At 72.6% G+C, this 21,497-nt stretch carries 18 protein-coding genes and 2 riboswitches; of the genes, 4 read left to right on the top strand and 14 right to left on the bottom strand.

Going from position 1 to position 21,497, the window contains the following annotated elements; translation table 11 throughout:
- The first annotated feature begins 20 nt into the window (after nucleotides 1-20).
- The 3 genes from CLT72_RS05315 to CLT72_RS32160 all read left to right on the top strand — a co-directional run bounded on the left by CLT72_RS05315 (nucleotide 21) and on the right by CLT72_RS32160 (nucleotide 4,854).
- Nucleotides 21-2,078, top strand: a complete 2,058-nt coding sequence (locus CLT72_RS05315) for an N-acetylmuramoyl-L-alanine amidase (protein ID WP_101414953.1) — start codon at nucleotides 21-23, stop codon at nucleotides 2,076-2,078.
- A 79-nt stretch (nucleotides 2,079-2,157) separates the two neighbouring features.
- Nucleotides 2,158-3,150, top strand: a complete 993-nt coding sequence (locus tag CLT72_RS05310) for an alpha/beta hydrolase (RefSeq protein WP_101409778.1) — start codon at nucleotides 2,158-2,160, stop codon at nucleotides 3,148-3,150.
- A gap of 240 nt (nucleotides 3,151-3,390) precedes the next feature.
- Nucleotides 3,391-4,854 (top strand): FG-GAP-like repeat-containing protein, encoded by a 1,464-nt coding sequence (locus CLT72_RS32160; RefSeq protein WP_486484361.1) that lies wholly within the window; start codon nucleotides 3,391-3,393, stop codon nucleotides 4,852-4,854.
- 142 nt (nucleotides 4,855-4,996) lie between these two features.
- Here CLT72_RS32160 and CLT72_RS05300 read toward each other — a convergent pair whose 3' ends face one another.
- The 6 genes from CLT72_RS05300 to CLT72_RS05275 form a co-directional block, all read right to left on the bottom strand.
- Nucleotides 4,997-5,392 (bottom strand): hypothetical protein, encoded by a 396-nt coding sequence (locus tag CLT72_RS05300; protein WP_101409776.1) that lies wholly within the window; start codon nucleotides 5,390-5,392, stop codon nucleotides 4,997-4,999.
- A 181-nt stretch (nucleotides 5,393-5,573) separates the two neighbouring features.
- Entirely contained in the window at nucleotides 5,574-6,950 is a 1,377-nt protein-coding gene (locus CLT72_RS05295) for an FAD-dependent oxidoreductase (protein ID WP_101409775.1), read from the bottom strand.
- A gap of 166 nt (nucleotides 6,951-7,116) precedes the next feature.
- Entirely contained in the window at nucleotides 7,117-8,487 is a 1,371-nt protein-coding gene (locus CLT72_RS05290) for an L-serine ammonia-lyase (RefSeq protein ID WP_101409774.1), read from the bottom strand.
- 37 nt (nucleotides 8,488-8,524) lie between these two features.
- Complete coding sequence (locus CLT72_RS05285) at nucleotides 8,525-9,460, bottom strand: proline dehydrogenase family protein (RefSeq protein WP_101409773.1); 936 nt, start codon at nucleotides 9,458-9,460, stop codon at nucleotides 8,525-8,527.
- Between the two features lie 102 nt (nucleotides 9,461-9,562).
- A complete protein-coding gene (gene gcvH / locus CLT72_RS05280; RefSeq protein WP_101414952.1) occupies nucleotides 9,563-9,994 on the bottom strand; it encodes a glycine cleavage system protein GcvH in 432 nt (143 codons plus the stop codon).
- A gap of 5 nt (nucleotides 9,995-9,999) precedes the next feature.
- On the bottom strand, nucleotides 10,000-10,179 hold the full coding sequence (locus CLT72_RS05275) for a hypothetical protein (RefSeq protein ID WP_199184488.1): 180 nt from the start codon (nucleotides 10,177-10,179) through the stop codon (nucleotides 10,000-10,002).
- 52 nt (nucleotides 10,180-10,231) lie between these two features.
- Nucleotides 10,232-10,312, bottom strand: a riboswitch (glycine riboswitch).
- 5 nt (nucleotides 10,313-10,317) lie between these two features.
- Nucleotides 10,318-10,410, bottom strand: a riboswitch (glycine riboswitch).
- A 257-nt stretch (nucleotides 10,411-10,667) separates the two neighbouring features.
- On the opposite strand from CLT72_RS05275, the gene CLT72_RS05265 reads away from it, so the two are divergent.
- Nucleotides 10,668-12,953 (top strand): M9 family metallopeptidase, encoded by a 2,286-nt coding sequence (locus tag CLT72_RS05265; RefSeq protein WP_358169001.1) that lies wholly within the window; start codon nucleotides 10,668-10,670, stop codon nucleotides 12,951-12,953.
- Nucleotides 12,954-13,072: 119 nt separating this feature from the next.
- On the opposite strand, the gene CLT72_RS05260 is transcribed toward CLT72_RS05265, so the two are convergent.
- The 8 genes from CLT72_RS05260 to CLT72_RS05225 all read right to left on the bottom strand — a co-directional run bounded on the left by CLT72_RS05260 (nucleotide 13,073) and on the right by CLT72_RS05225 (nucleotide 21,486).
- Nucleotides 13,073-14,458: an FAD/NAD(P)-dependent oxidoreductase gene (locus CLT72_RS05260; RefSeq protein ID WP_199184487.1), complete on the bottom strand. Its 1,386-nt coding sequence runs from the start codon at nucleotides 14,456-14,458 to the stop codon at nucleotides 13,073-13,075.
- Nucleotides 14,455-14,712, bottom strand: a complete 258-nt coding sequence (locus CLT72_RS05255) for a (2Fe-2S)-binding protein (protein ID WP_101409770.1) — start codon at nucleotides 14,710-14,712, stop codon at nucleotides 14,455-14,457. The genes CLT72_RS05260 and CLT72_RS05255 overlap by 4 nt, the downstream gene beginning before the upstream one ends.
- Complete coding sequence (locus tag CLT72_RS05250) at nucleotides 14,696-15,844, bottom strand: NAD(P)/FAD-dependent oxidoreductase (protein ID WP_101409769.1); 1,149 nt, start codon at nucleotides 15,842-15,844, stop codon at nucleotides 14,696-14,698. Before CLT72_RS05250 ends, CLT72_RS05255 begins: the two co-directional genes overlap by 17 nt.
- Nucleotides 15,841-17,190 (bottom strand): aminopeptidase P family protein, encoded by a 1,350-nt coding sequence (locus CLT72_RS05245; protein WP_101414951.1) that lies wholly within the window; start codon nucleotides 17,188-17,190, stop codon nucleotides 15,841-15,843. The genes CLT72_RS05250 and CLT72_RS05245 overlap by 4 nt, the downstream gene beginning before the upstream one ends.
- A gap of 99 nt (nucleotides 17,191-17,289) precedes the next feature.
- Nucleotides 17,290-18,687 carry an aldehyde dehydrogenase family protein gene (locus tag CLT72_RS05240; protein WP_101414949.1) on the bottom strand — a complete coding sequence of 466 codons (1,398 nt, stop codon included), beginning with the start codon at nucleotides 18,685-18,687 and terminating at the stop codon, nucleotides 17,290-17,292.
- A 5-nt stretch (nucleotides 18,688-18,692) separates the two neighbouring features.
- On the bottom strand, nucleotides 18,693-19,694 hold the full coding sequence (locus CLT72_RS05235; protein WP_101409768.1) for a proline racemase family protein: 1,002 nt from the start codon (nucleotides 19,692-19,694) through the stop codon (nucleotides 18,693-18,695).
- Nucleotides 19,694-20,587: a dihydrodipicolinate synthase family protein gene (locus tag CLT72_RS05230; protein ID WP_101409767.1), complete on the bottom strand. Its 894-nt coding sequence runs from the start codon at nucleotides 20,585-20,587 to the stop codon at nucleotides 19,694-19,696. The genes CLT72_RS05235 and CLT72_RS05230 overlap by 1 nt, the downstream gene beginning before the upstream one ends.
- Before the next feature lie 158 nt (nucleotides 20,588-20,745).
- Nucleotides 20,746-21,486: a GntR family transcriptional regulator gene (locus CLT72_RS05225; protein WP_101409766.1), complete on the bottom strand. Its 741-nt coding sequence runs from the start codon at nucleotides 21,484-21,486 to the stop codon at nucleotides 20,746-20,748.
- Nucleotides 21,487-21,497: the final 11 nt, after the last annotated feature.

Here is a 21,497-nt window from a genome sequence, read left to right as displayed (position 1 = left end):
CCCGCGGACGGGAGACCACCATGAGACCCAGCAGACTCCCCTGGCGCGCGGGCGCCGCCGCCGTCCTCGCGGCGACGCTGCTGAGCCCGGCCGCGCCGGCCACCGCCGCGCCGGCCAGCCCGCTGGAGGCGGCCTTCACCCGGGCGGCCGGCGAGTTCGACGTACCGAGGGACCTGCTGGTCGCCGTCGGCTACGGCGAGACCCGGCTGGACGGGCACGAGGGGCAGCCCAGCCAGGCCAACGGCTACGGCGTCATGCACCTGGTCAGCAACCCCCGCCAGCGCAGCCTGGAGCGGGCGGCCGAGCTGACCGGGCAGCCGGTGACCGCCCTGAAGTCGCAGACACCGGCCAACATCAGGGGCGGCGCGGCCCTGCTGCGGGACATCGCCGACGCCGAGCGCCTCACGGCCGCCGACCGCGACCGCGTCGCCGCCTGGTATCCGGTGGTCGCGCGGTACGCGCACGCCGCCGACGACGCCACGGCCCGGCTGTACGCCGACCACGTCTACGACCTGCTCCGCGACGGCATCACCACCGCCTCCGTACGGGTGACGCCCCGGCGGGTGCGGCCGGAGCTCGGCCGGTACGCCCGCGTCGCCCCCGCCGGCACGGCCGCACCGGCCGCCCTCGCCGCGGCGGTGCCCGAGTACGCGCCGGCCCGGTGGATCTCGGCGTACGGCGGCAACTACGCGGCGGGCCGCTCCTCGCGGATCACGACCGTCGTGGTGCATGTGACCCAGGGCTCGTACGCCGGCACGATCAGCTGGTTCCAGAACCCGTCGGCGGGGGTGAGCGCGCACTACGTCGTGAAGTCGAGCAACGGCGAGGTCACGCAGATGGTGCGCGAGGGCGACACCGCGTACCACGCGCGCTCGGCCAACCCGTACTCCGTGGGTATCGAGCACGAGGGCTACGTCGACAACCCGAGCTGGTTCACCGAGAGCATGTACCGCTCCTCGGCGGCGCTGACCCGCTACCTGTGCGACAAGTACGGGCTGCCGAAGAACCGCACCGCGATCAAGGGCCACCACGAGATGCCGGGCAACGACCACACCGACCCCGGTCCCCACTGGAACTGGAACCACTACATCTCGCTGGTCAACGCCGGTGGCGGATCCGGTGACCGCTATCTGGCGGGTTCGCCGACGGACTTCACCGGTGACGGACGCGACGACATCGTCACCTTCACCCGAGGCAACCTCAACGACGTCTACGTCGCCACCTCCACCGGCACCACCTTCACCGGCACCTCCAACAAATGGCACGACTACTTCGGCCTCAACGGCGAAACACTCCTCACCGGAGACTTCAACGGCGACAACCGCGACGACATCATCACCTTCACCCACGGCACCCTCGCCGACGTCCACGTCGCCACCTCCACCGGCACCAGCTTCAACCCCAGCCAGAAATGGCACGACTGGTTCGCCCCCCACAACGAAATCGCCGCCATCGGCGACGTCAACGGCGACGGCAAAGACGACATCATCACCTTCACCCACGACACCAACGCCGACGTCTACGTCGCCCTCTCCACCGGCACATCGTTCGCCGGCACCGCCATCAAATGGCACGACTACTTCTCCATCCCCGGCGAACACCCCGCCCTCGGCGACGTCAACGGCGACGGACGCGACGACATCATCACCTTCACCCAAGGCCCCCACACCGCCGCCGACGTCATCATCGCCCTCTCCACCGGCACCACCTTCGGCCCACCCCAAAAATGGCACGACCTCTTCGCCGTCGGCACCGAACAACCCCGCATCGGCGACATCAACGGCGACGGACGCGACGACATCGTCACCTTCACCTGCGACACCAACGCCGACGTCTACGCCGCCACCTCCACCGGCACCTCATTCGCCGGCACCACCATCAAATGGCACGACCACTTCTGCCTCACCGGCGAATTCCCCTACCTCGCCGACGCCAACGGCGACGGCAAAGACGACATCATCGTCTTCACCAAAAACACCACCAACGACGTCCACGTCGCCCTCTCCACCGGCACCACCTTCAACCCCAGCACCAAATGGCACGACTACTTCGGCCTCAACGGCGAAACCACCCTCTGAGACGTCCCACGTAGACAAGCAAAGCTCCGCGCCGACTTCATAGTCCCTTCGACGCGGCCCCACCCCCGATGGAGGAATCATGGACAACATCCCTGCCGTCCGTCAGTCACTCAGTCGCCGGCGGCTGCTGACCGGTGCCGCGGGCGTCGCCGCGGCCGGCGCCCTGGGCGGCGCCTTCGCCGCCCAGGGTCCGGCTGCCGCCGCCGGCGACGGCCACGGCCTGCGCATCCTCCGGCACGAGAACTACGGCCGGCTGCAGTACTACCGGTTCGTCACCGACGCCATCGAGTGGGACCCGGCGGTCAACGTCCTGCTCCCCGACGGCTACCACACCAGCGGCAAGCGCTACCCGGTGCTGTACCTGCTGCACGGCGGAGGGTCCGACTTCCGGGAGTTCCACCTGTACGGCAACATCATCAACCTGACCGCCGGCAGGGAACTCATCGTCGTCATGCCGGACGCCTCCACCGGGTGGTACTCGAACCCGGTCAGCAGCAACGCCGGGCCTCGCAACTGGGAGACGTTCCACATGGCGCAGCTGCTGCCGTGGATCGACTCGAACTTCCGCACGTTCGCCGAGTACAACGGCCGCGCCGTGGCTGGCTTCTCGATGGGCGGGTTCGGCGCCCTCAAGTACACCGCCAAGTACTACGGGCACTTCTGTTCGGTAAGCTCCCACTCCGGCCCGGCCAGCCTGCGCCGGGACTTCGGGCTCGTCGTGCACTGGGCCAACGCGACCTCCGCCGTCATGGACCTCGGCGGTGGCACGGTCTACGGCGCGCCGTTGTGGGACGAGGCCCGGGTCAGCGCCGACAACCCGATCCAGCGTATCGAGAGCTACCGCCACAAGCGCATCTTCCTGGTCGCCGGCACTTCGCCGGACCCGGTCAACTGGTTCGACACCGTGAACGAGAGCCAGGTTCTCGCCGGCCAGCGCGAGTTCCGGGCGGCCCTCGGCCGCGCCGGCATCCCCCACGAGTGGCGCGAGGAGCCCGGCGGTCACGTCTTCCGGCAGCACATCTTCGCCCAAGACCTCAACGGGATGCTCGCGCGCCTGCGCCGCGCCGGCTGATCCCCGGCTGACGACGCGCCGCCGTCGTACCACGGCGGCGCGTCGTCGGCTCCGCCTTCCCCACCGCTGCCGGGTCGGTGCGTTCCGACCCGGCAGCCGGTCCTTCCCGCGCGCGACGAGCCCCGCCCGGGCCCTGGCGGTGCGCGACCCACCCGTCCGACTCTTCCCTGACCGGAGTCACCCATGTCACGGCATTCGAGGAGCAGGGTGCGTCGCATCCTGGTTTCCCTGCTCACCCTGGTGGTCGGCGTACTGACCGGGGCGGTGGCCACCTCGTCCCCCGCGCTCGCCGCGCCGAACTTCAAGGCCCCGTTCCCCTGCGGGCAGCGGTGGACGTACGGGCACCACAGCGCCGAGGTCCGGCTGGCCCTGGACTTCGTACGGGCCGACGGAGGATCCACCGCCGGCACGCCGCAGCTCGCCTCCGCGGCCGGTGTCGCCCGCCGGTACTCGCAGCCCAGCGGCGCCGGGAACTACATCGTCATCGACCACGGCGGCGGGTGGACCACCTACTACTTCCACCTCAGCTCCTACTCCGTGCCCGACGGGGCGTACGTGCAGCAGGGCCAGCAGATCGGCACCACGGGCAGCACCGGCAACTCGTCCGGCGCGCACATCCACTACGAGCAGCTCTACAACGGCGTCGGGCAGACGATCGTGATCAACGGGACGTCACTGGCGCCGTACCCCGGCCAGTACCACCAGAGGTACCTGGTCAGCGACAACTGCGGCCCGTCGCCGTCGGGTGGGCGCTATCTGGCGGGTTCGCCGACGGACTTCACCGGTGACGGCAAGGACGACATCGTCGCCTTCACCCGAGGCACCCTCAACGACGTCTACGTCGCCACCTCCACCGGCACCACCTTCACCGGCACCTCCAACAAATGGCACGACTTCTTCGGCCTCAACGGCGAAACCCTCCTCACCGGAGACTTCAACGGCGACGGACGCGACGACATCATCACCTTCACCCACGGCACCCTCGCCGACGTCTACGTCTCCACCTCCACCGGCACCAGCTTCAACCCCAGCCAGAAATGGCACGACTGGTTCGCCCCCCACAACGAAATCGCCGCCATCGGCGACGTCAACGGCGACGGCAAAGACGACATCATCACCTTCACCCACGACACCAACGCCGACGTCTACGTCGCCCTCTCCACCGGATCATCCTTCGCCGGCACCGCCATCAAATGGCACGACTACTTCTCCATCCCCGGCGAACACCCCGCCCTCGGCGACGTCAACGGCGACGGACGCGACGACATCATCACCTTCACCCAAGGCCCCCACACCGCCGCCGACGTCATCATCGCCCTCTCCACCGGCACCACCTTCGGCCCACCCCAAAAATGGCACGACCTCTTCGCCGTCGGCACCGAACAACCCCGCATCGGCGACATCAACGGCGACGGACGCGACGACATCGTCACCTTCACCTGCGACACCAACGCCGACGTCTACGCCGCCACCTCCACCGGCACCACCTTCGCCGGCACCACCATCAAATGGCACGACCACTTCTGCCTCAACGGCGAATTCCCCTACCTCGCCGACGCCAACGGCGACGGCAAAGACGACATCATCGTCTTCACCAAAAACACCACCAACGACGTCTACGTAGGACTCTCCACCGGCACCACCTTCAACCCCGCCACCAAATGGCACGACTACTTCGGCCTCAACGGCGAAACCACCCTCTGAGTCAGGCGCCCCTGCGGTCCCGCCGGGGCGCCGTGAGGCGAAGGGCGTTGCGTGAAGCTGCGGGCCCCGCTCCCTTGCCGGGGAGAGCGGGGCCCGCAGCCGTCTCAGCAGTGCCGAGTCGAGGTCCGGCGGTGACGGGAGATCAGTTCCAGCTCGAGCACCACGGGACGAACGCCTGGATGGGCACCTGGGCGGCGCTGACCCAGCCGGTCTTCCAGCCGGCGGTGGTGTTCGCGGTGACCTTGAACCAGCGGTTGGTGGAGGGCTCGCCGGCCCACTCTCCGTCGCGCCAGCACCAGGTCTGGTCCCACTGGTTGCCCACGACCGATCCCTTGACGCCGTTGGCGCCGAGCCCGTCCGGGCACTGGATTTGCCGTACCGATCCGCAGACGCGGACGTTGGTGTGGTTCAGGACGTAGCTGACGTCGCCGGCGGCGGCCTGCGCCTGCTGGGGTACGGCGAGAACGGCCACGGTGGCGGCGGCGACACTGAGCGAGGCGAGCCAGCGGCTCCGGGTGGTCGGGTGGGTTGCGCGCATGCGTTCTACCGTCCTGTCCGGGAGGGAGGCGTCGACCTGCTGGCCGCCGCGCACCTCACGGTAGGAGCCGACGCGGCCTCCCGGCGGGCGTCTTGCACGCGACCGTGTCGGTTGCAAGAGGTCGCATCCCGCCGGGATTCATCGCGTGACGCGCCCTCCGGAGGCGGGCGCGGCGGCCTGCTCAGCGGGCGCGACGGTTGGCCCGCAGCGCGCCCAGGAGCACGCCGGGCGTGGCCAGCGTGCTCGGGTGGGCGCGAAGGGAGACCACCTCGTTGAAGCGTCGCGCCGTCGGCACGTCCGTGACGGTCGCCTGGACGATCTGCCTGCTGACCCAACTGGAGAGCCGGTAGCCGCGCGGATAGGGCCCGTTGACGTGTGGCAGCGCCAGGTCGGCGGAGGTCGACATCGACCACGCCACGTCGACGACCACCTTTTGAAGGGCGAAGAACCGGCGCGCGGCCACCCCCGGACCGGGACGCGACCGCAGGTACGTCGACAGGCACGCCGCGTGCAGGGCAGCCGCCGTGATCCCCTGCCCGTACACCGGGTTGAACGACGCGACGGCGTCACCGACGCTGACGAGCCCGACCGGGAGCCGCCGCAGCGCGTGGAAGTCACGCCGCCGGCTGTCGGCGTGGCGGTAGGTCCGGACGTCGCCGAGCATCTCGTTCCCGGCCATCTCGCCGAATTCCGGCGGGAACTGCTCCCGCAGCCGGCGTACGAAGTCGTCCGCGGTGCGCCCTGGGCGGTTGTCGCCGTAGCCGGCCATCATGGCCATCCAGCGCCCGTCCTCGACGGCGAAGTACGCGGCGCCGGCCACGTCCGACGACGTCCCCGGGGTGTGCAACGCCATGACCACCGTGGCCCGCGGGTCGGTCTCGGGGCGCCGGAACAGGGCGGTCGCGTAGTTGAGGTTCACGGTCATCCGCCGTAGGGCGGGCCGCTGCCAGCCGGCCTGCTCCAACCAGTCGGAGAGCCTGCTCGATCGTCCCATGGCGTCGACCACGAGGTCACCCGACTCGACGCCCGTCACCCCGCCGGCCTCGCAGCGGACCCCGGTGGCCGCGCCGCCCTCGCAGACGAGACCCGTGGCGCGGGCGGTGACCGTCTTGACGTTGGGCAGTCGCAGCACCCGCTGGCGGATCAGCCCTTCCAGCAGGGGCCGGGTGCCGGCCAGGCTGTCGGCGTCGTCGGGCACGACGACCTTGAGGCGGCCGTCGAGGTAGCTGCGGCGGGCCGCGGGTGGCGCCTCGACCGCCCCCTGGGCCAGGGCCTGCTCGCGGAATCCGGGGAACAGGCGCTCGAGCAGGAGGAAGCCGCCGGGCAGCAGCGCGTGCAACTGCGTCCCCTGTGGCACGCCCGGTCGTCCGGCGGTCCCCTGTGGGTCGTCGCGATCGATGATCACGACGCTCTCCGCGTAGTCGGCCAGCACGCGGGCCGCCAGCAGCCCGGCGACACTGCCGCCGACCACGACGGCCCTGCCGACGACGGGGGATGCCTGGTCGGGAGGCCGCACCGCGTTCAGTCCGGCGAGGACCCGGGCCGGGGACAGGGACATGACGCCCTCCAAGGGGTACGAGGTGTGTGCCTTCCCGCCTGCCTGCCCGGGACCGGCGCGAGGCGGACCGGCGCGAGGACCGGTCGGCGCGACGTCCGACGATCGTCGCACAGGCGTCGGCCGCGAGCGGGGACCCGAGGAATGCCCGCTGCGCGTACCGGGCGGATCAGCACTCGATGACGTTGACGGCCAGTCCGCCGCGCGCCGTCTCCTTGTACTTGACCTTCATGTCCGCGCCGGTCTCGCGCATCGTCTTGATGACCTTGTCCAACGAGACGTGGTGCACCCCGTCACCACGCAACGCCAACCGGGCAGCCGTGATCGCCTTGATGCTAGCCACCGCGTTGCGCTCGATGCAGGGGATCTGCACCAGACCACCAACCGGATCACAGGTCAACCCCAGGTTGTGCTCCATACCGATCTCCGCGGCGTTCTCCACCTGCTCCGGCGTACCACCCAACGCCTCAGCCAACCCCGCGGCCGCCATCGAACAGGCCGAACCCACCTCACCCTGACAGCCCACCTCCGCACCCGAGATCGACGCGTTCTCCTTGAACAACACCCCGATCGCACCCGCCGCCAACAGGAACCGCACCACCCCCTCCTCGCAGGCACCCGGCACAAACCGGGTGTAGTAGTGCAGCACCGCCGGAATGATCCCCGCCGCCCCGTTCGTCGGCGCCGTCACCACCCGCCCGCCGGCCGCGTTCTCCTCATTCACCGCCAGAGCGAACAGCGTCACCCAGTCCATCGCCCGCAACGCATCGGCCGGGTCGGACTCCGTCTCCAGACTGCGACGCAACTCGGCCGCGCGGCGACGGACCCGCAACCCACCCGGCAGCACCCCGTCACGCGAGCAACCCCGCTCGACGCACTCGCGCATCACCCGCCAGATCTCCAACAGGCCGGCACGCACCTCGCCCTCACCGCGCCAGGAAAGCTCGTTGGCGAGCATCACCCCACTGATCGACAGCCCCGTCGACGCGGTCACGCCGAGCAACTGCGCACCGGTCAGGAACGGATACCGCACCCGCGTGCTGTCAGGCTTGATCCGGTCCGCCCCGGCCGCCGCCTCGTCCACCACGAACCCGCCGCCGACCGAGTAGTACGTCCGGGCCCGCACCTCGACACCCGCGTCGTCGTACGCGACGAACGTCATCCCGTTCGGATGAAACGGCAACGACCGACGCCGGTGCAACACCAGATCCCGATCCACATCGAAGTCGACCTCGTGCGCGTCGAGCAGGCCCAGCCGCCGCTCCGCGCGGATCCGGGTGATCCGCGCGTCGACCGCGTCCGTGTCGACCGACTCCGGAACCTCACCAGCCAACCCCAGCAACACCGCCCGATCACTACCGTGACCATGCCCCGTCGCACCCAACGACCCGAACAACTCCGCCCGCACCCGAGCCGTACCGGCCAACAACCCGTCAGCCTTCAACCCCGCAACGAACGTACGAGCCGCCCGCATCGGCCCCACCGTGTGGGAACTGGACGGCCCGATACCGACACTGAACAGATCGAAAACACTGATCATGGCTGCACTTCCTGTCGCGTCGGCCGCACCCGGCGGCTCAATTGGCGGAACCGGGCGTGAACGAGCGGGCCAGCAGCAGCAGGTTCGCGGGCTTCTCGGCGAGCCGCCGCATGAAGTACGCGTACCAGTCGCGGCCGTACGGCAGGTAGACCCGCACCCGGTGCCCGCCCGACGCCAGCCGCAGCTGCTCGTTCTCGCGGATGCCGTACAGCATCTGGAACTCGAAGTCCTCGACGCTGCGCCCGCCCAGCCGCGCCAGGTGCAGGGTGTGCTCGATGAGCTTCGGGTCGTGGGTGGCGACCATCGGATACCCCTGCCCCTCCATGAGGATGCGCAGGCACCGCCGGAACTCGTCGTCGACCTGGCGCTTCCGGACGTACGCCACCGAGGCGGGCTCGGCGTAGGCGCCCTTCACCAGGCGGACCCGGCTGCCCGCGTGGGCGAGCCGCCGGCAGTCGTCCGCCGTACGCCGCAGGCACGCCTGGAGGGCGACTCCGACGCACGGGAACTCCGCCCGCAGCTCGCCGACCAGGGCGAGGGTCGCGTCGACGGTCGTGTGGTCCTCCATGTCGATGGTGACGCTCGACCCGACGGCCGCGGCGGCGGCGCAGACGTCGCGCGCGAGCCGCAGGGCGTGCCCGTACCCGTCACCCGGCAGCGACCCACCGAGCGCCGAGACCTTCAGTGAGACCTCGGCGGTCGCGGCCAGGTCCGCGGCGTGCAGCGACCACAGCAGGGCGACGTACGTGTCACGGGTGGCCTCGGCCTGCGCGAGCGCCGTGGTCCCCTCGCCGAGGAGGTCGATCGTGACCTGGAGGCCCACCCCGGCGAGCCGGCGCGCGACCGCGACCACCTCACGGTCCTCCCCGCCCGCGACGAACCGGCGGACGACCCCCCGGGTCAGGGACGAGCGCGAGACCAGTGCGCGCATGCGCTCGTTCTCCGCGGCCAGGAGCAGGAGCTTGTTCGGCATGGAACGCCTTTCGGAAAGCCGGGTCGCGACGCCGTCGCCGGACGGCGGCGAGCGGGTTGGTGCCGCCGGGGTGCGGCGCACGCACGCGCCCCGGCGGATGGTTTACGGGTGGGCCGTCGGGCCCGCAGCCGCCGCGTCGGCCAGGTAGGCGCGGTACTCGTCGGCCGTCAGCAAGCTGGACCCGACGGCCCGGGCGGTGGGAAGCGCCGGCGCGTCGGTCAGGCGCACCCGCATGAGCCAGCCCGCCCCGTACGGATCGGTGCCGATCAGGCCCGGGTCGGCGACGAGCGCCCCGTTGGTGGCGACGATCTCGCCGCTCACCGGCAGGTACAGCTCGGCCACCGACTTGGTGGACTCCACCTCGCCGCAGACCTCGCCCGCGCTCAGGTGGGTGCCCGGCTCGGGCAGCTCGGCGTAGATGACGTCGCCGAGGGCGGCGGCGGCGAACGCGGTGATGCCCATGGCGGCCGGTTCGGTCGTGTCGTCGATCCACTCGTGGTTCCTGCTGTAGCGCAGACGCGCGGGAACGTCCATGTCGGTCACGCGACCGACCCGACCCGACCTCCAGCGAAGAGGCTGGCGCGTTCGCGTACCGCGCGGTGCCCGGCGGTCTCGCTGCCGTGGCGCAGCGGCGCGGACCAGCCGGTTGACCGGGCGCCGAGTTCGGCGCGCACGGCGTGCAGGGGTGAGCGGAGCAGGGTGGTCGGACTGTGCTGCACGGAGGCCTCCCTCGTCCCGACGCGGTCGCGTCGTACGGTCGGTTGCCTCCCGCTCTGTCATCGACCTGAGAGCTTCACCGCCGGTTGGCGGCTTGCACCGTGGGTGAGACGAAGGATCGTCTGCTTTCCAGAGTTCGCCTCACCCGAGCGGTAACGGGGCCTGAGAGTTTCTTGGGAGTTTGCTCCTTCGGCGCCCCGACGGACGGTCGGGATCTCTCCCGCGCGGGTTCGAACGGCGTCTATGTAGTTGTGGGTCGCCCGCAGACCCTAGGCGACCGGCCGAGCGGGTGTCAACGGCCACGGACCGTCGCCGAAGCGTCACTCATATCGACCGTCAGCGATTCTTTACACGATGTGTGATGTGTGCCATTGTACTGGCCACCCGCAGCGCGGTCCCCGCTTGATCGACGGACGTCAGCGCGCAGCCACCTCACACCACCACCACCCGCCGGCCACCCGGCCGGACCACGAACGCCAGGAGGCGACCCGTGAGAACTTCGAGACCACGACACCGGCGCGGCTGGCTCGCCGCCCCGCTCGCACTCGCACTGGCCCTGGGGCTGGCCCCGATGGCCTCCGCCGGCACCGCGAACGCGGCGTCGCCGCCCAGGCCGACCGGCGCCGCCCCGACCGACGCCGGCACCGGCTCCGGCTCCGCCGACGCCCACGTGCGGCGGTCGCCGCTGCCGGTCAGCGAGCGGGCCCCGCTCCCCTCGTCCCGGGAGGAGCTGCGCCGCGACTACGACCGGCCCGACGACGCCCGAAGCCGCGTCGCCCCGTCCATGCGCGCCTCGGCCGCCGCGCCGTGCGCGGTCGGCGACTTCACCAGCCGGACCGGCAGCGCGCTGGTGCAGCAGATCAGGGCGTCCACGACAGACTGCGTGAACACCCTGTTCAGCCTCGCCGGCAGCGACGCCGCCCAGGCCTTCCGCGAGGCGCAGATGACCAGCGTGGCGTACGGGCTGCGGGACGACGCCGCCACCTACGACGGCACCAACCGCACGGGCACCGCCCAGCTCGTGCTGTACCTGCGGGCCGGCTACTACGTGCAGTGGAACCACCCCGCCACGGTGGGCGCGTACGGCCCCGGTCTGCGCACCGCCATCCGCGCCGGGCTGGACACGTTCTTCGCCAACGGCCGCTCCGGCAACGTCAGCGACGCCAACGGCGAGGTGCTGGCCGAGGCGGTCACCCTCATCGACAGCGCGGAGGAGAACGCCCGCTACCTGTACGTGGTGAAGCGGCTGCTGACCGGCTACGACAGCTCGTACGACTCGTCGTGGTGGATGCTCAACGCCGTCAACAACGTCTACACGGTGCTGTTCCGGGGCCACCAGGTGCCCGAGTTCGTCAGCACGGTCAGCGCCGACCCGAGCGTGCTGGACACCCTGTACGCCTTCGCCTCCGGCAGGCGGTCCTTGCTCGGCACCGACCGGGGCTACCTCGTCTCCAACGCCGGCCGCGAACTGGGCCGCTTCCTCCAGCACACCGCCCTGCGGTCGAAGACGCGGCCCCTGGTCCGGGGCCTGCTCGACCTGAGCGCGATCACCGGCCCCACCGCCGCCCTCTGGGTCGGCGTCGCCGAGATGACCGACCACTACGACAAGGCCGAGTGCGCCTACTACGGCACCTGCGACCTCCAGCGGCGGCTCGCGGCCGAGGTCCTGCCGATCACCTTCACCTGCGGCAGCACCATCCGCGTCCGCGCCCAGCAGATGACCTCGGCCCAGCTCGACTGGGCGTGCGCGAGCATGCGCAACCAGGACGCCTACTTCCACTCCGTCGCGGCGGACACGGGCCCGGTCGCCAACGACCGCAACACGACCATCGAGGTCGTGGTCTTCGACTCCAGCGCCGACTACCAGACGTACGGCGGGCCGATGTTCGGCATCGACACGAACAACGGCGGCATGTACCTCGAAGGCGACCCGGCGGCCGCCGGCAACCAGGCGCGCTTCATCGCGTACGAGGCCGAGTGGCTGCGACCCACCTTCGAGATCTGGAACCTCAACCACGAGTACACCCACTACCTCGACGGTCGCTTCAACCTGTACGGCGACTTCACCGCCAACATCGCCACCCCCACCATCTGGTGGATCGAGGGCTTCGCCGAGTACGTGTCGTACTCGTACCGGGAACTGACCTACGGCGCCGCCATCACCGAGGCCGGGAAGAAGACCTACTCCCTGCGTACGCTCTTCGACACGACGTACAACCACGACACCAACCGCGTCTACCGCTGGGGCTACCTGGCGGTGCGCTACATGCTCCAGTCACACCGCGGTGACGTCACCACGCTGCTCGGGCACTACCGTGCGGGCAACTGGAACGCCGCCCGTACGCTGCTGACCGGCACCATCGGCAGCCGCTACGACACCGACTGGTACGCGTGGCTGGGCGCCTGCGCGGCCGGCAACTGCGGCGGCACCACCAACCCGCCCGCGAACGAGTGCACCGGCGGCGACGTGCGGACGCTGGGCCGCAACTGCCAGCGCAGCAACCTCCAGGCCACCACCGGGAACCTCTCCTACCTCTACCTCCAGGTGCCCGCCGGCACCGCCCGCCTGACGATCACCTCGTCCGGTGGCACCGGCGACGCGGACCTGTACTACAGCCCCAGCGGCTGGGCCACCACCACTTCGTACACCCACCGGTCGGTCACCAGTGGCAACGGCGAGACGATCACGATCGACAACCCGGCCCCCGGCTACCACTACGTGAGCCTGCACGCCAGGCAGGCGTTCAGCGGGGTCACCGTGAAGTCGGAGTACTGACGACCCGCACCACGTCCGGCAGTGGTGGCCGCCAGCGCTCGCGCGGGCGGCCACCACCGGCTGGCGGGCGGCGCGCCCGCGTGGCCTTGCGGATCGGCGGCGGCCCGGGCCCGCAACGCTCAGTCGTCGGCGGCGAGTTCGCCGAGCGTGACCGGCTGCGCCAGCGGACGGGACGCGTACCCGGCCAGGTCGGCCGCGCCCGGCGCCCGGCCCGCCTCCCGGGCCACCAGGCAGGCGGTGGCGTAGCCGCAGACCCGACCCTGGCACCAGCCCATGCCGGCCCTGGTCAGCAGCTTCGCGCCCCGGGCGTCGGTGGCGGACAGCTCCCGCACCGCCTGCCGGACCGCCGCGACGGGCACCTCCTCGCACCGGCAGACGAGCGTGTCGTCGGCGCACCAGTCCGGCCAGCCGGCCGGCACGGGGTGGACCGCGTGCAGCGTCGCCGCGAACCGGCGCAGCCGGCGTCGGGCCCGCAGCAGCCGGTCGAGCCGGCGGGCCGGGAAGGGCGGCGGACGGCCGAGGGAGAGCGCGGCGGCGCCCCCGGCGAGCTGCCCCTCCACCAGCGCCAGGCCGGCACCGCCGACGCCGGTGACCTCACCGGCCGCGTACACCCCCGGCACCGAGGTCGCCTGGGCCGCGTCGACGGCCAGCACCAGGCTGCCGTCGCGGTCCAGCCGGGTCGCACAGCCCAGGGCCACGGCCAGCTCCAGCTGCGGGGTGAACCCGAAGCCCACCGCGAGGCCGTCGCACTCCACCCGGGTGCCGGTGCCGGGCAGCACGGTGCCGTCGGGACCGAGCCGGGCGACGGTCACCTCGGTCACGTGGTCGGTGCCGTGCGCGGCCACCACCGCCGTCCGGCGGTGGTAGGGCACGGCGTGCCGCAGCATCCGCCAGCCGTACCGGCCGGCCTCGGTGAGCTTGCCCGCCGCGCCGGCGACCGCGCGCGGGTGGCGGGCGTACCCCGCCGGGTCGTTCGCCTCGTAGACGCCGACGACGGTGCCGCCCGCCGCGGCCAGGCCGGTCGCGACCGGCAGCAGGAACGGTCCCGTCCCCGCCACCACGATCCGCCGCGCGAACGTCACCCCCTGGCCCTTGAGCATGGCCTGGGCGCCGCCGGCGGTGACCACCCCGGGCAGGTCCCAGCCCGGGAACGGCACGACCCGGTCGTGGGCGCCGGTGGCGACGACCAGCCGGCGCCCGCGCACCACCCCCGCACGGGTGTGCACGGCGAACCGCGGGTCGGCGCAGCCCGCCGGGGACTCCACGAACCAGACGGCGGCGTCGGCCCGGTGCGCGACCCGGCCGAGCTGCCCGCGCAGCCGGGCGAACGTCGACCGGTCGGGGTGCTCGCCGCTGTCGGTGTCGGCGCGGTGCCGCCAGAACTGCCCGCCCGGGCGTGACCCGGCGTCCAGCAGCGCCACCCGGCAGCCGGCCCGCGCCGCCGAGGCCGCCGCGGCCAGCCCGGCCGGCCCGGCGCCGATCACCACCACGTCGTACGCGGTCACGGCCGCGGCCCGTCGTCGTCGTGGGTCTCGACCACGTCCCCTGGACGGGCGACGACCAGGCAGGCGCGCTGGGACGGCGTCCCGTTGACGCGTACCAGGCAGTCGAAGCAGATCCCGATCCCGCAGAAGATCCCCCGGGGCCGGTCGCCGACCCGGGTACGCCGCCACGAGCGGATGCCGGCGGCGAGCAGTGCGGCGGCGACCGTGCGCCGCCCGTCGGTGGGGACGGGGCGGCCGTCAAAGGTGAACGTCATGGCGCTCCGGGGCGAATGGTCGTAGGTCCACGTCCGGGCGGCGCCCGGTCAGCAGTGCCGCGACGGCGTGCCCGGTGGCCGGGGCGAGACCGATCCCGGCGCCCTCGTGGCCGGCGGCGTGGTAGAGGCCCGGCACCCGGGGATCGGCGCCGATCATGGGCAGGTGGTCGGGGCTGTAGGGCCGGAACCCCCGGTAGGCGCGGATCGCCGACACCCGGCCGAGGACCGGGAAGAGCCGGACCGCTCCCGCCGCCAGCCGGCGCAGGGCCGGCAGCGGGATCGTCGGGTCGAATCCCGCCCGTTCCCGGGTGGAGCCGATCAGGATCGTGCCTGCCCTGGTGCCCTCCACCACGGGCGAGACCTCCAGGTCGCCGGAGCTGCGGCCGACGTTGGCGACGTAGCCGGCCGCGTACACCTTGTGCCGCACCAGCGGCGGCAGCGCCTCGGTGACGAGGATGAAGCCGCGCCGGGGCAGGACCGGCAGCTCGACCCCGGCCAGGGCGGCGACCTCGCCGGCCCCGACGCCGGCGGCGTTGACCACCGTCGCGGTGTGCAGCGTGCCCCGGTCGGTCACCACGGCCCGGACCGCTCCGGTGGCGTCGCGGCGCACCCCGACGACCCGGGTCCCGGTCAGCAGCCGCACCCCGGCGGCACGCAGCAGGTGGGCGGCGGCCAGCATCGGCTGCACCTGCATGTCCTGCGGATAGTGCACGCCGCCGGCGAGGTCCCGGGCCAGGTGCGGCTCGAACTCGGGCAGCGCCTCGGCGGCCACCTCGTACGCCTCGACCCCGACGGCGCGCTGGCTCGCGGCGAACGCCCGCAACGCGGCGTGTTCGGCCGGCGAGGCGGCCACCACCAGCCCGCCCTTGTGTTCCAGCTCGATGTGTTCCCCGCCGAGACTCTCTCCGAGTTCACGCCACAGGGCGACGGAGTGCCGGGCCAGCGCCAGCTCCGGCCCGGGCGGCTTGTCGGAGACGAGGATGTTGCCCTCGCCGGCGCCGGTGGTGCCGGCGGCCACCCCGCCCCGGTCGACCACGGTCACGGCAAGTCCGGCGCGGGCGGCGTAGTAGGCGCAGGCGACGCCGACCATGCCCGCCCCGATGACGACGACGTCCGGGCTGGCGGCGGTCATGAGGCGACGCGGTGCATCCACGCCTCGACGTCGTCCGCGTGGCGGGGCAGGTCGGCGGAGAGCATGCGGTAGCCGTCGTCGGTGATCAGCACGTCCTCCTCGATGCGCATGCCCAGCCCGCGCAGCTCGGCGGGGATCAGTTCGTCGTCCGGCTGGAAGTAGAGTCCCGGCTCCACGGTCAGCACGTGACCGGCCGCGAGGCGGCCGTCCAGGTAGGTCTCGGAGCGGGCGGCGGCGCAGTCGTGCACGTCCAGGCCGAGCATGTGGCCCGAGCCGCAGAGGGTCCACCGGCGGTGCAGGCCGCAGTCCTGCGCCAACGACTGCTCCGGCGTGCAGGGCAGCACCCCGAGATCCGCCAGCCCGTGCACCAGCACGGTCATCGCGGCCTCGTGGAAGGCCCGGAAGTGCGCCCCCGGCCGCAGGCACTCCAGCGCGGCGTCGTTGGCCCGCCGGCACAGCTCGTACAGGTCGCGCTGCAACGGGCTGAACCGGCCGGAGACCGGCAGCACCCGGGTGATGTCGGCGGTGTACAGCGACCGGGTCTCCGCCCCGGCGTCGAGCAGCAGCAGGTCGCCGTCACGGACCGGCCCGTCGTTGTCGTTCCAGTGCAGGGTCGCCGCGTGCGCGCCGGCGGCCACGATGGACTGGTAGCCGACGTCGTTGCCCTCCAGCCGGGCACGCTGCCAGAACACCCCCTCCAGGTACCGCTCGGACGTCCGCATCGCCATCGGCAGCGCCCGCACCACGTCCTCGAAGCCGCGGGTCGTGGTGGCCACCGCCTGCTCCAGCTGGGCGATCTCCCAGGGATCCTTCACCAGGCGCAGCTCGGCCAGCACGGCGGCGAACTCGGCATCGCCGGCGGTGGCCCCGCCGCCGAGCAGCGCGTCGACACCTGCGTCGACGCCGCGCAGCACCCGCGTCGGCGTGTGCGCCCCGGCCAACGCCGGCGCCAGCTCGGCGACGTGGCGGGTCGGCAGGGCCAGCCGGCGGCTGCTCTCGCCGAGGGTGGGACGCCGGCCGGCCCACAGCTCACCGTAGACCCGGTCCCGGAAGAACTCGCCGTCCTTGCGTCCCGAGCGGGGACGCAGGAACAGCGTGGCGTCCCCGTCGGGTTCGACCACCAGGACGCCGTCGGAGGACTGGTCGCCGGTCAGCCACGTGTACGCCGAGTGGGGCCGGAAGCGGTGGTTCTGGTCGTTGGAGCGCTGCTGGTAGCCGCCGGCCGGGACCACCAGGCGCTGGCCGGCGAACAGCTCGTGCAGTCGCGCGCGCCGCCGCACGGCCCAGCCGGCGACCTCGTCGACCGGCAGGTCGTACTGCTCGGTGTCCGCCCAGCCGGACAGCATGAACTCCTCGAGCGCGGGGCTGACGGGCAGGTCGTGGCTGCCGGTACGCAGGTCGCGGGTCACAGCGGCTCCTTGACGTGGAGGGGTCGGTGGCGTGGGTCAGTGGGGTCGCGGCGGCGCCGCGAAGGTGACGGTGCGGACCGAGGTGTAGAAGTGCAGGGCGGCGGTGCCCTGTTCGCGCGGGCCGTAGCTGGAGGCCTTCTCGCCGCCGAACGGGGCGTGGAAGTCCACCCCGGTCGTCGGCGCGTTGACCCGGATCAGGCCGGTGTCGATCCGCCGGGCGGCGTCGAGCAGCGCGCCGACGTCGTGGCCGTGCACCGAGGTGACGAGCCCGTACCGCACGTCGTTGACCAGGTCGACGGCGCCGGCCAGGTCCGGCACGGACAGGATCGCCGCCAGCGGGCCGAAGGTCTCCTCCCGGGCCACGGGGTGTGCGGGGTCGAGCCCGTCGATCAGCACCGGCGCGACGTAGTAGCCGTCGTCGGCGGCGGTCGGACCGCCCGTGCCGCCGGTGAGCAGCCGCGCCCCGCTGGCCCGCGCGGCCCCGGCGGCGTCGAGGACCCGCTCGCGCGCCGCCGCGTCGATCACCGGGCCGGCGACCACGCTCGCCTCGGCCGGATCGCCGAACCGCAGCGACGTCACGGCGGCCACCAGCGCCTCGGTGAACTCCCGGGCGTCGCCCACCACGACGATCCGCCGGGTCGCGGTGCACTTCTGCCCGGCGTACCCCATCGCGGCGTTGGCCAGCAGCGCGGCGGTCTGCCCGAGGTCCGCGTCGGGCAGCACGACGGCCGCGTTCTGGCCGCCCATCTCCGCCTGGACCGGCAGCCCGGCGCGGGCGGCCGCGACCGCGACCTGCGCGCCGACCGCCGCGGACCCGGTGAACGAGACGACGTCGCTCGCCTCGACGACCGCCTGGCCCGTCGCCGGTCCGCCCGGCACGACGTGCAGCAGCCCGCTCGGCAGCAGCCCCTCGAAGAGCCCGGCCACGGCCTCGCCGCAGGCGAGCGCTTCCGGGGAGGGCTTGAGCAGCACGGCGTTGCCGGTGGCGAGCGCCGGCGCCGCCTTCCACAGCGGGATGGCCAGCGGGAAGTTCCACGGCGTGACCAGCCCGGCGACGCCGCGCGGGCGGCGTTCGGTGAAGAGCAGGCCGGGCTGGTGCGCCGGCAGCGAGGGCGCCAGCACGTCACCGGTCGCGGCGTAGCAGGCCTGCGCGTAGTAGTCCAGGATGGCCGCCCCGCGGTCCACCTCGGCGCGGGCCTCCCCCGCCGGCTTGCCGACCTCGCGGACGATGAGGTCGGCGAGGGCGTCGGCCCGCTCGCGCAGCCGGTCCGCCGCCGCGCGCAGGGCCGAGGCGCGGCCGGCGGGCCCTTCCCGGCACCAGCCGGCCTGGGCGGTACGCGAGCGCGCGGCCAGTGCGCGCACCTCGTCGGGGGACACCGCGGCGCGCTCGGCGACCACGTCGCCGGGGCACTGCGGGGAACGGCTCCGGATCATTTCGGTCACCACAGGAATCCTGCCGGGAAGGGGTCGTCGGGGTCGAGGAAGTACTGGGCGGTGCCGGTCAGCCAGGCCCGCCCGGTGACGGTCGGCACCACCGCCGGGCGGCCCGCGACGGTGGTCGTGTCGACCAGCCGTCCGACGAACCGGGTGCCGAGCAGGGACTCGTTGACGAAGTCGCGGTCGAGCGGCAGCAGGCCCCGGGCGTGCAGCTGCGCCATCCGCGCCGACGTGCCCGTACCGCAGGGTGACCGGTCGAACCAGCCCGGGTGGATCACCATGGCGTGCCGGGAGTGGCGGGCGTCCGAGCCCTCGCCGGCCAGGTAGACGTGGTGGCAGCCGGCGATCTCCGGCTGCTCGGGATGCACCGGCCGGTCGGTGGCGTCGACCGCCGCCATGATGGCCAGTCCGGCCTCCAGCAGCCGCTGCTTGTGGGCCCGGTCCAACCTCAGCCCCAGCTCGGCGAGGTCCACCACCGCGTAGAAGTTCCCGCCGTAGGCCAGGTCGTAGCGGACCCGGCCCAGGCCGGGGACGTCGACCACGGCGTCCAACGCGACGACGAAGGACGGCACGTTGCGGATCGTGACGGCGGTGGCGCGGCCGTCGGCCACCGCGACCGACGCCACCACCAGTCCGGCGGGGGTGTCCAGGCGTACGGTGGTCACCGGCTCGGTGACCTCGACCATCCCGGTCTCGACGAGCACGGTCGCCACGCCGATGGTGCCGTGCCCGCACATCGGCAGGCAGCCGGACACCTCGATGTAGATCACGCCGAAGTCGGCGTCGGGCCGGGTCGGCGGTTGCAGGATCGCCCCCGACATGGCCGAGTGGCCCCGGGGCTCGTACATCAGGAAGGTGCGCAGGTGGTCGAGGTGGGTCATCAGGTGTTCGCGGCGCTGCGCCATGGTGGCGCCGGGGATCACCGGGACCCCGCCGGTCACCACCCGGGTGGGCATCCCCTCCGTGTGCGAGTCGACCACGTGGATGACGCGGTTGGTGCGCATCAGCGGTGACCCGCCGCGAGCAGCCGCTCGGTGGTCCTGCGGATCTCGGCGGCGACGGCCGGGGGCAGGGGCTGGCGCGGCTGACGGGTGGGGCCACCCGGCCGGCCGGCCACGTCCATGGAGAGCTTGATCGCCTGGACGAACTCCGAGCGGGAGTCCCAGCGCAGCAGCGGGTGCAGCGTCCGGTACAGCGGCACGGCGGTCGTCGGGTCCCCGGCGACGGCGGCCGCGTAGAGGCGGGCGCAGCTGTCCGGGATGGCGTTCTGGTAGCCGCCGATCCAGCCGACCGCCCCGGCCATCAGCAGTTCAAGGGCCACGTCGTCGGCGCCGGCCAGCAGGTCGAGGCCGGGCGCGAGCTCGGCGATCTCGTACGCGCGGCGCACGTCGCCGCTGAACTCCTTGACCGCGACCACGAGCCCCTCCTCGAAGAGCCGGCGCAGCAGGGCCGGGGTGAGGTCGACGCGGGTGTCGAACGGGTTGTTGTAGGCCACGATCGGCAGGCCGGCCCTGGCCACCTCGCGGTAGTGGGCCAGCACGGCCGCCTCGTCGGCGCGGTACGCGGTGGGTGGCAGCAGCATCACGGCCTGGCAGCCCGCCTCGGCCGCCTGCTCCGCCCAGCGCCGCGCCTCGTCCGCGCCGTACGCCGACACGCCGGGCACCACCGAGAAGCCGGCGGGGGCCGCCTGCACCGCGGTGCGCACGACGGCCTCGCGCTCCTCGGCGCTGAGCACCTGGTACTCCCCCAGCGAGCCGTTCGGGACGACCCCGCGGCAGCCGTTGTCGGCGAGCCACCGGACGTGCGCCGCGTACGCGTCGAGGTCGACGCTCAGGTCACGGGGGTCGAACGGCAGGGCGGCGGCCGCCAGGACGCCCCGCCACGGAATCTGTTCCACGCCACCTCCAGTAAAATGTTACATGGCACCGTAGCATGGTCGTCAGGACGTCCACCAGATCCGAACGGTGCTCCTCTTGCCGGCACCGACGACCGCACCCGCGACCGTGGCCGGCATGCCGGCTGGACGCGCGCAGGACCGGCGCGCGGCGCCCCCGGCTAGCGCTCGGGCCGGTCGGCCCAGATGCCGCGCACGTGCCGCAGGTGACCGCGCATCAGGTTCACGACCCCGTCCCGGTCCCCCGCCGCGAACAGGTCCATGAGCTGGACGTGCTCGTCCGCCGAGTCGACCAGCCGGCCGTCCCTGACGAGCGCGTCGAGCCCGTACAGGCGGGTGCGGTTACGCAGGTCGGCGACCGTCTCCACCAGCCGCAGGTTGCCGCCCGCGCGCAGCAGGGTCAGGTGGAACTCGCTGTCCGCCTCGATGTACGCCACCACGTCGCCCCGGCTCGCCGCCTTGACGATGGCCTGCGCGAGCACCCGCAGCTCGCGCAGCTGCTCCGCCGAGAGCCGGCCCACCTGGTCGGCCACCACCGGGATCTCCAGCAGCTCCCGGATCTGGGTGATCTCGTCGAGTTCCCGCTCCGACAGGGACCTGATCCGGAAGCCCTTGTTCTTGACGATCGTGATCAGGCCCTCCTTGGCCAGATCGAGGATCGCCTCGCGCACGGGGGTCGGCGAGACCCCGAACTGCGTCGCCAGCGTGGGCGCCGAGTAGATGGTGCCGGGCCTGATCTGGCCCGCCACGATCGCGGCGCGCAGCGCGTGCGCCACCTCCTCGCGCAGGCTCTGCCGCCCCGCGATGGCCGCCAGCGCCAGCACCGGCCCGGCGGCACCGGCGCCGCCCGCCTGCCAGTCGGCTGTCACCACCACGTCACCCCGCTCAGCCCGCGCCGTCATCCGTGGGTCGC

The sequence above is a fragment of the Micromonospora sp. CNZ309 genome (genome assembly GCF_002846525.1).
This window is presented reverse-complemented; position numbering and strand designations above follow the sequence as displayed.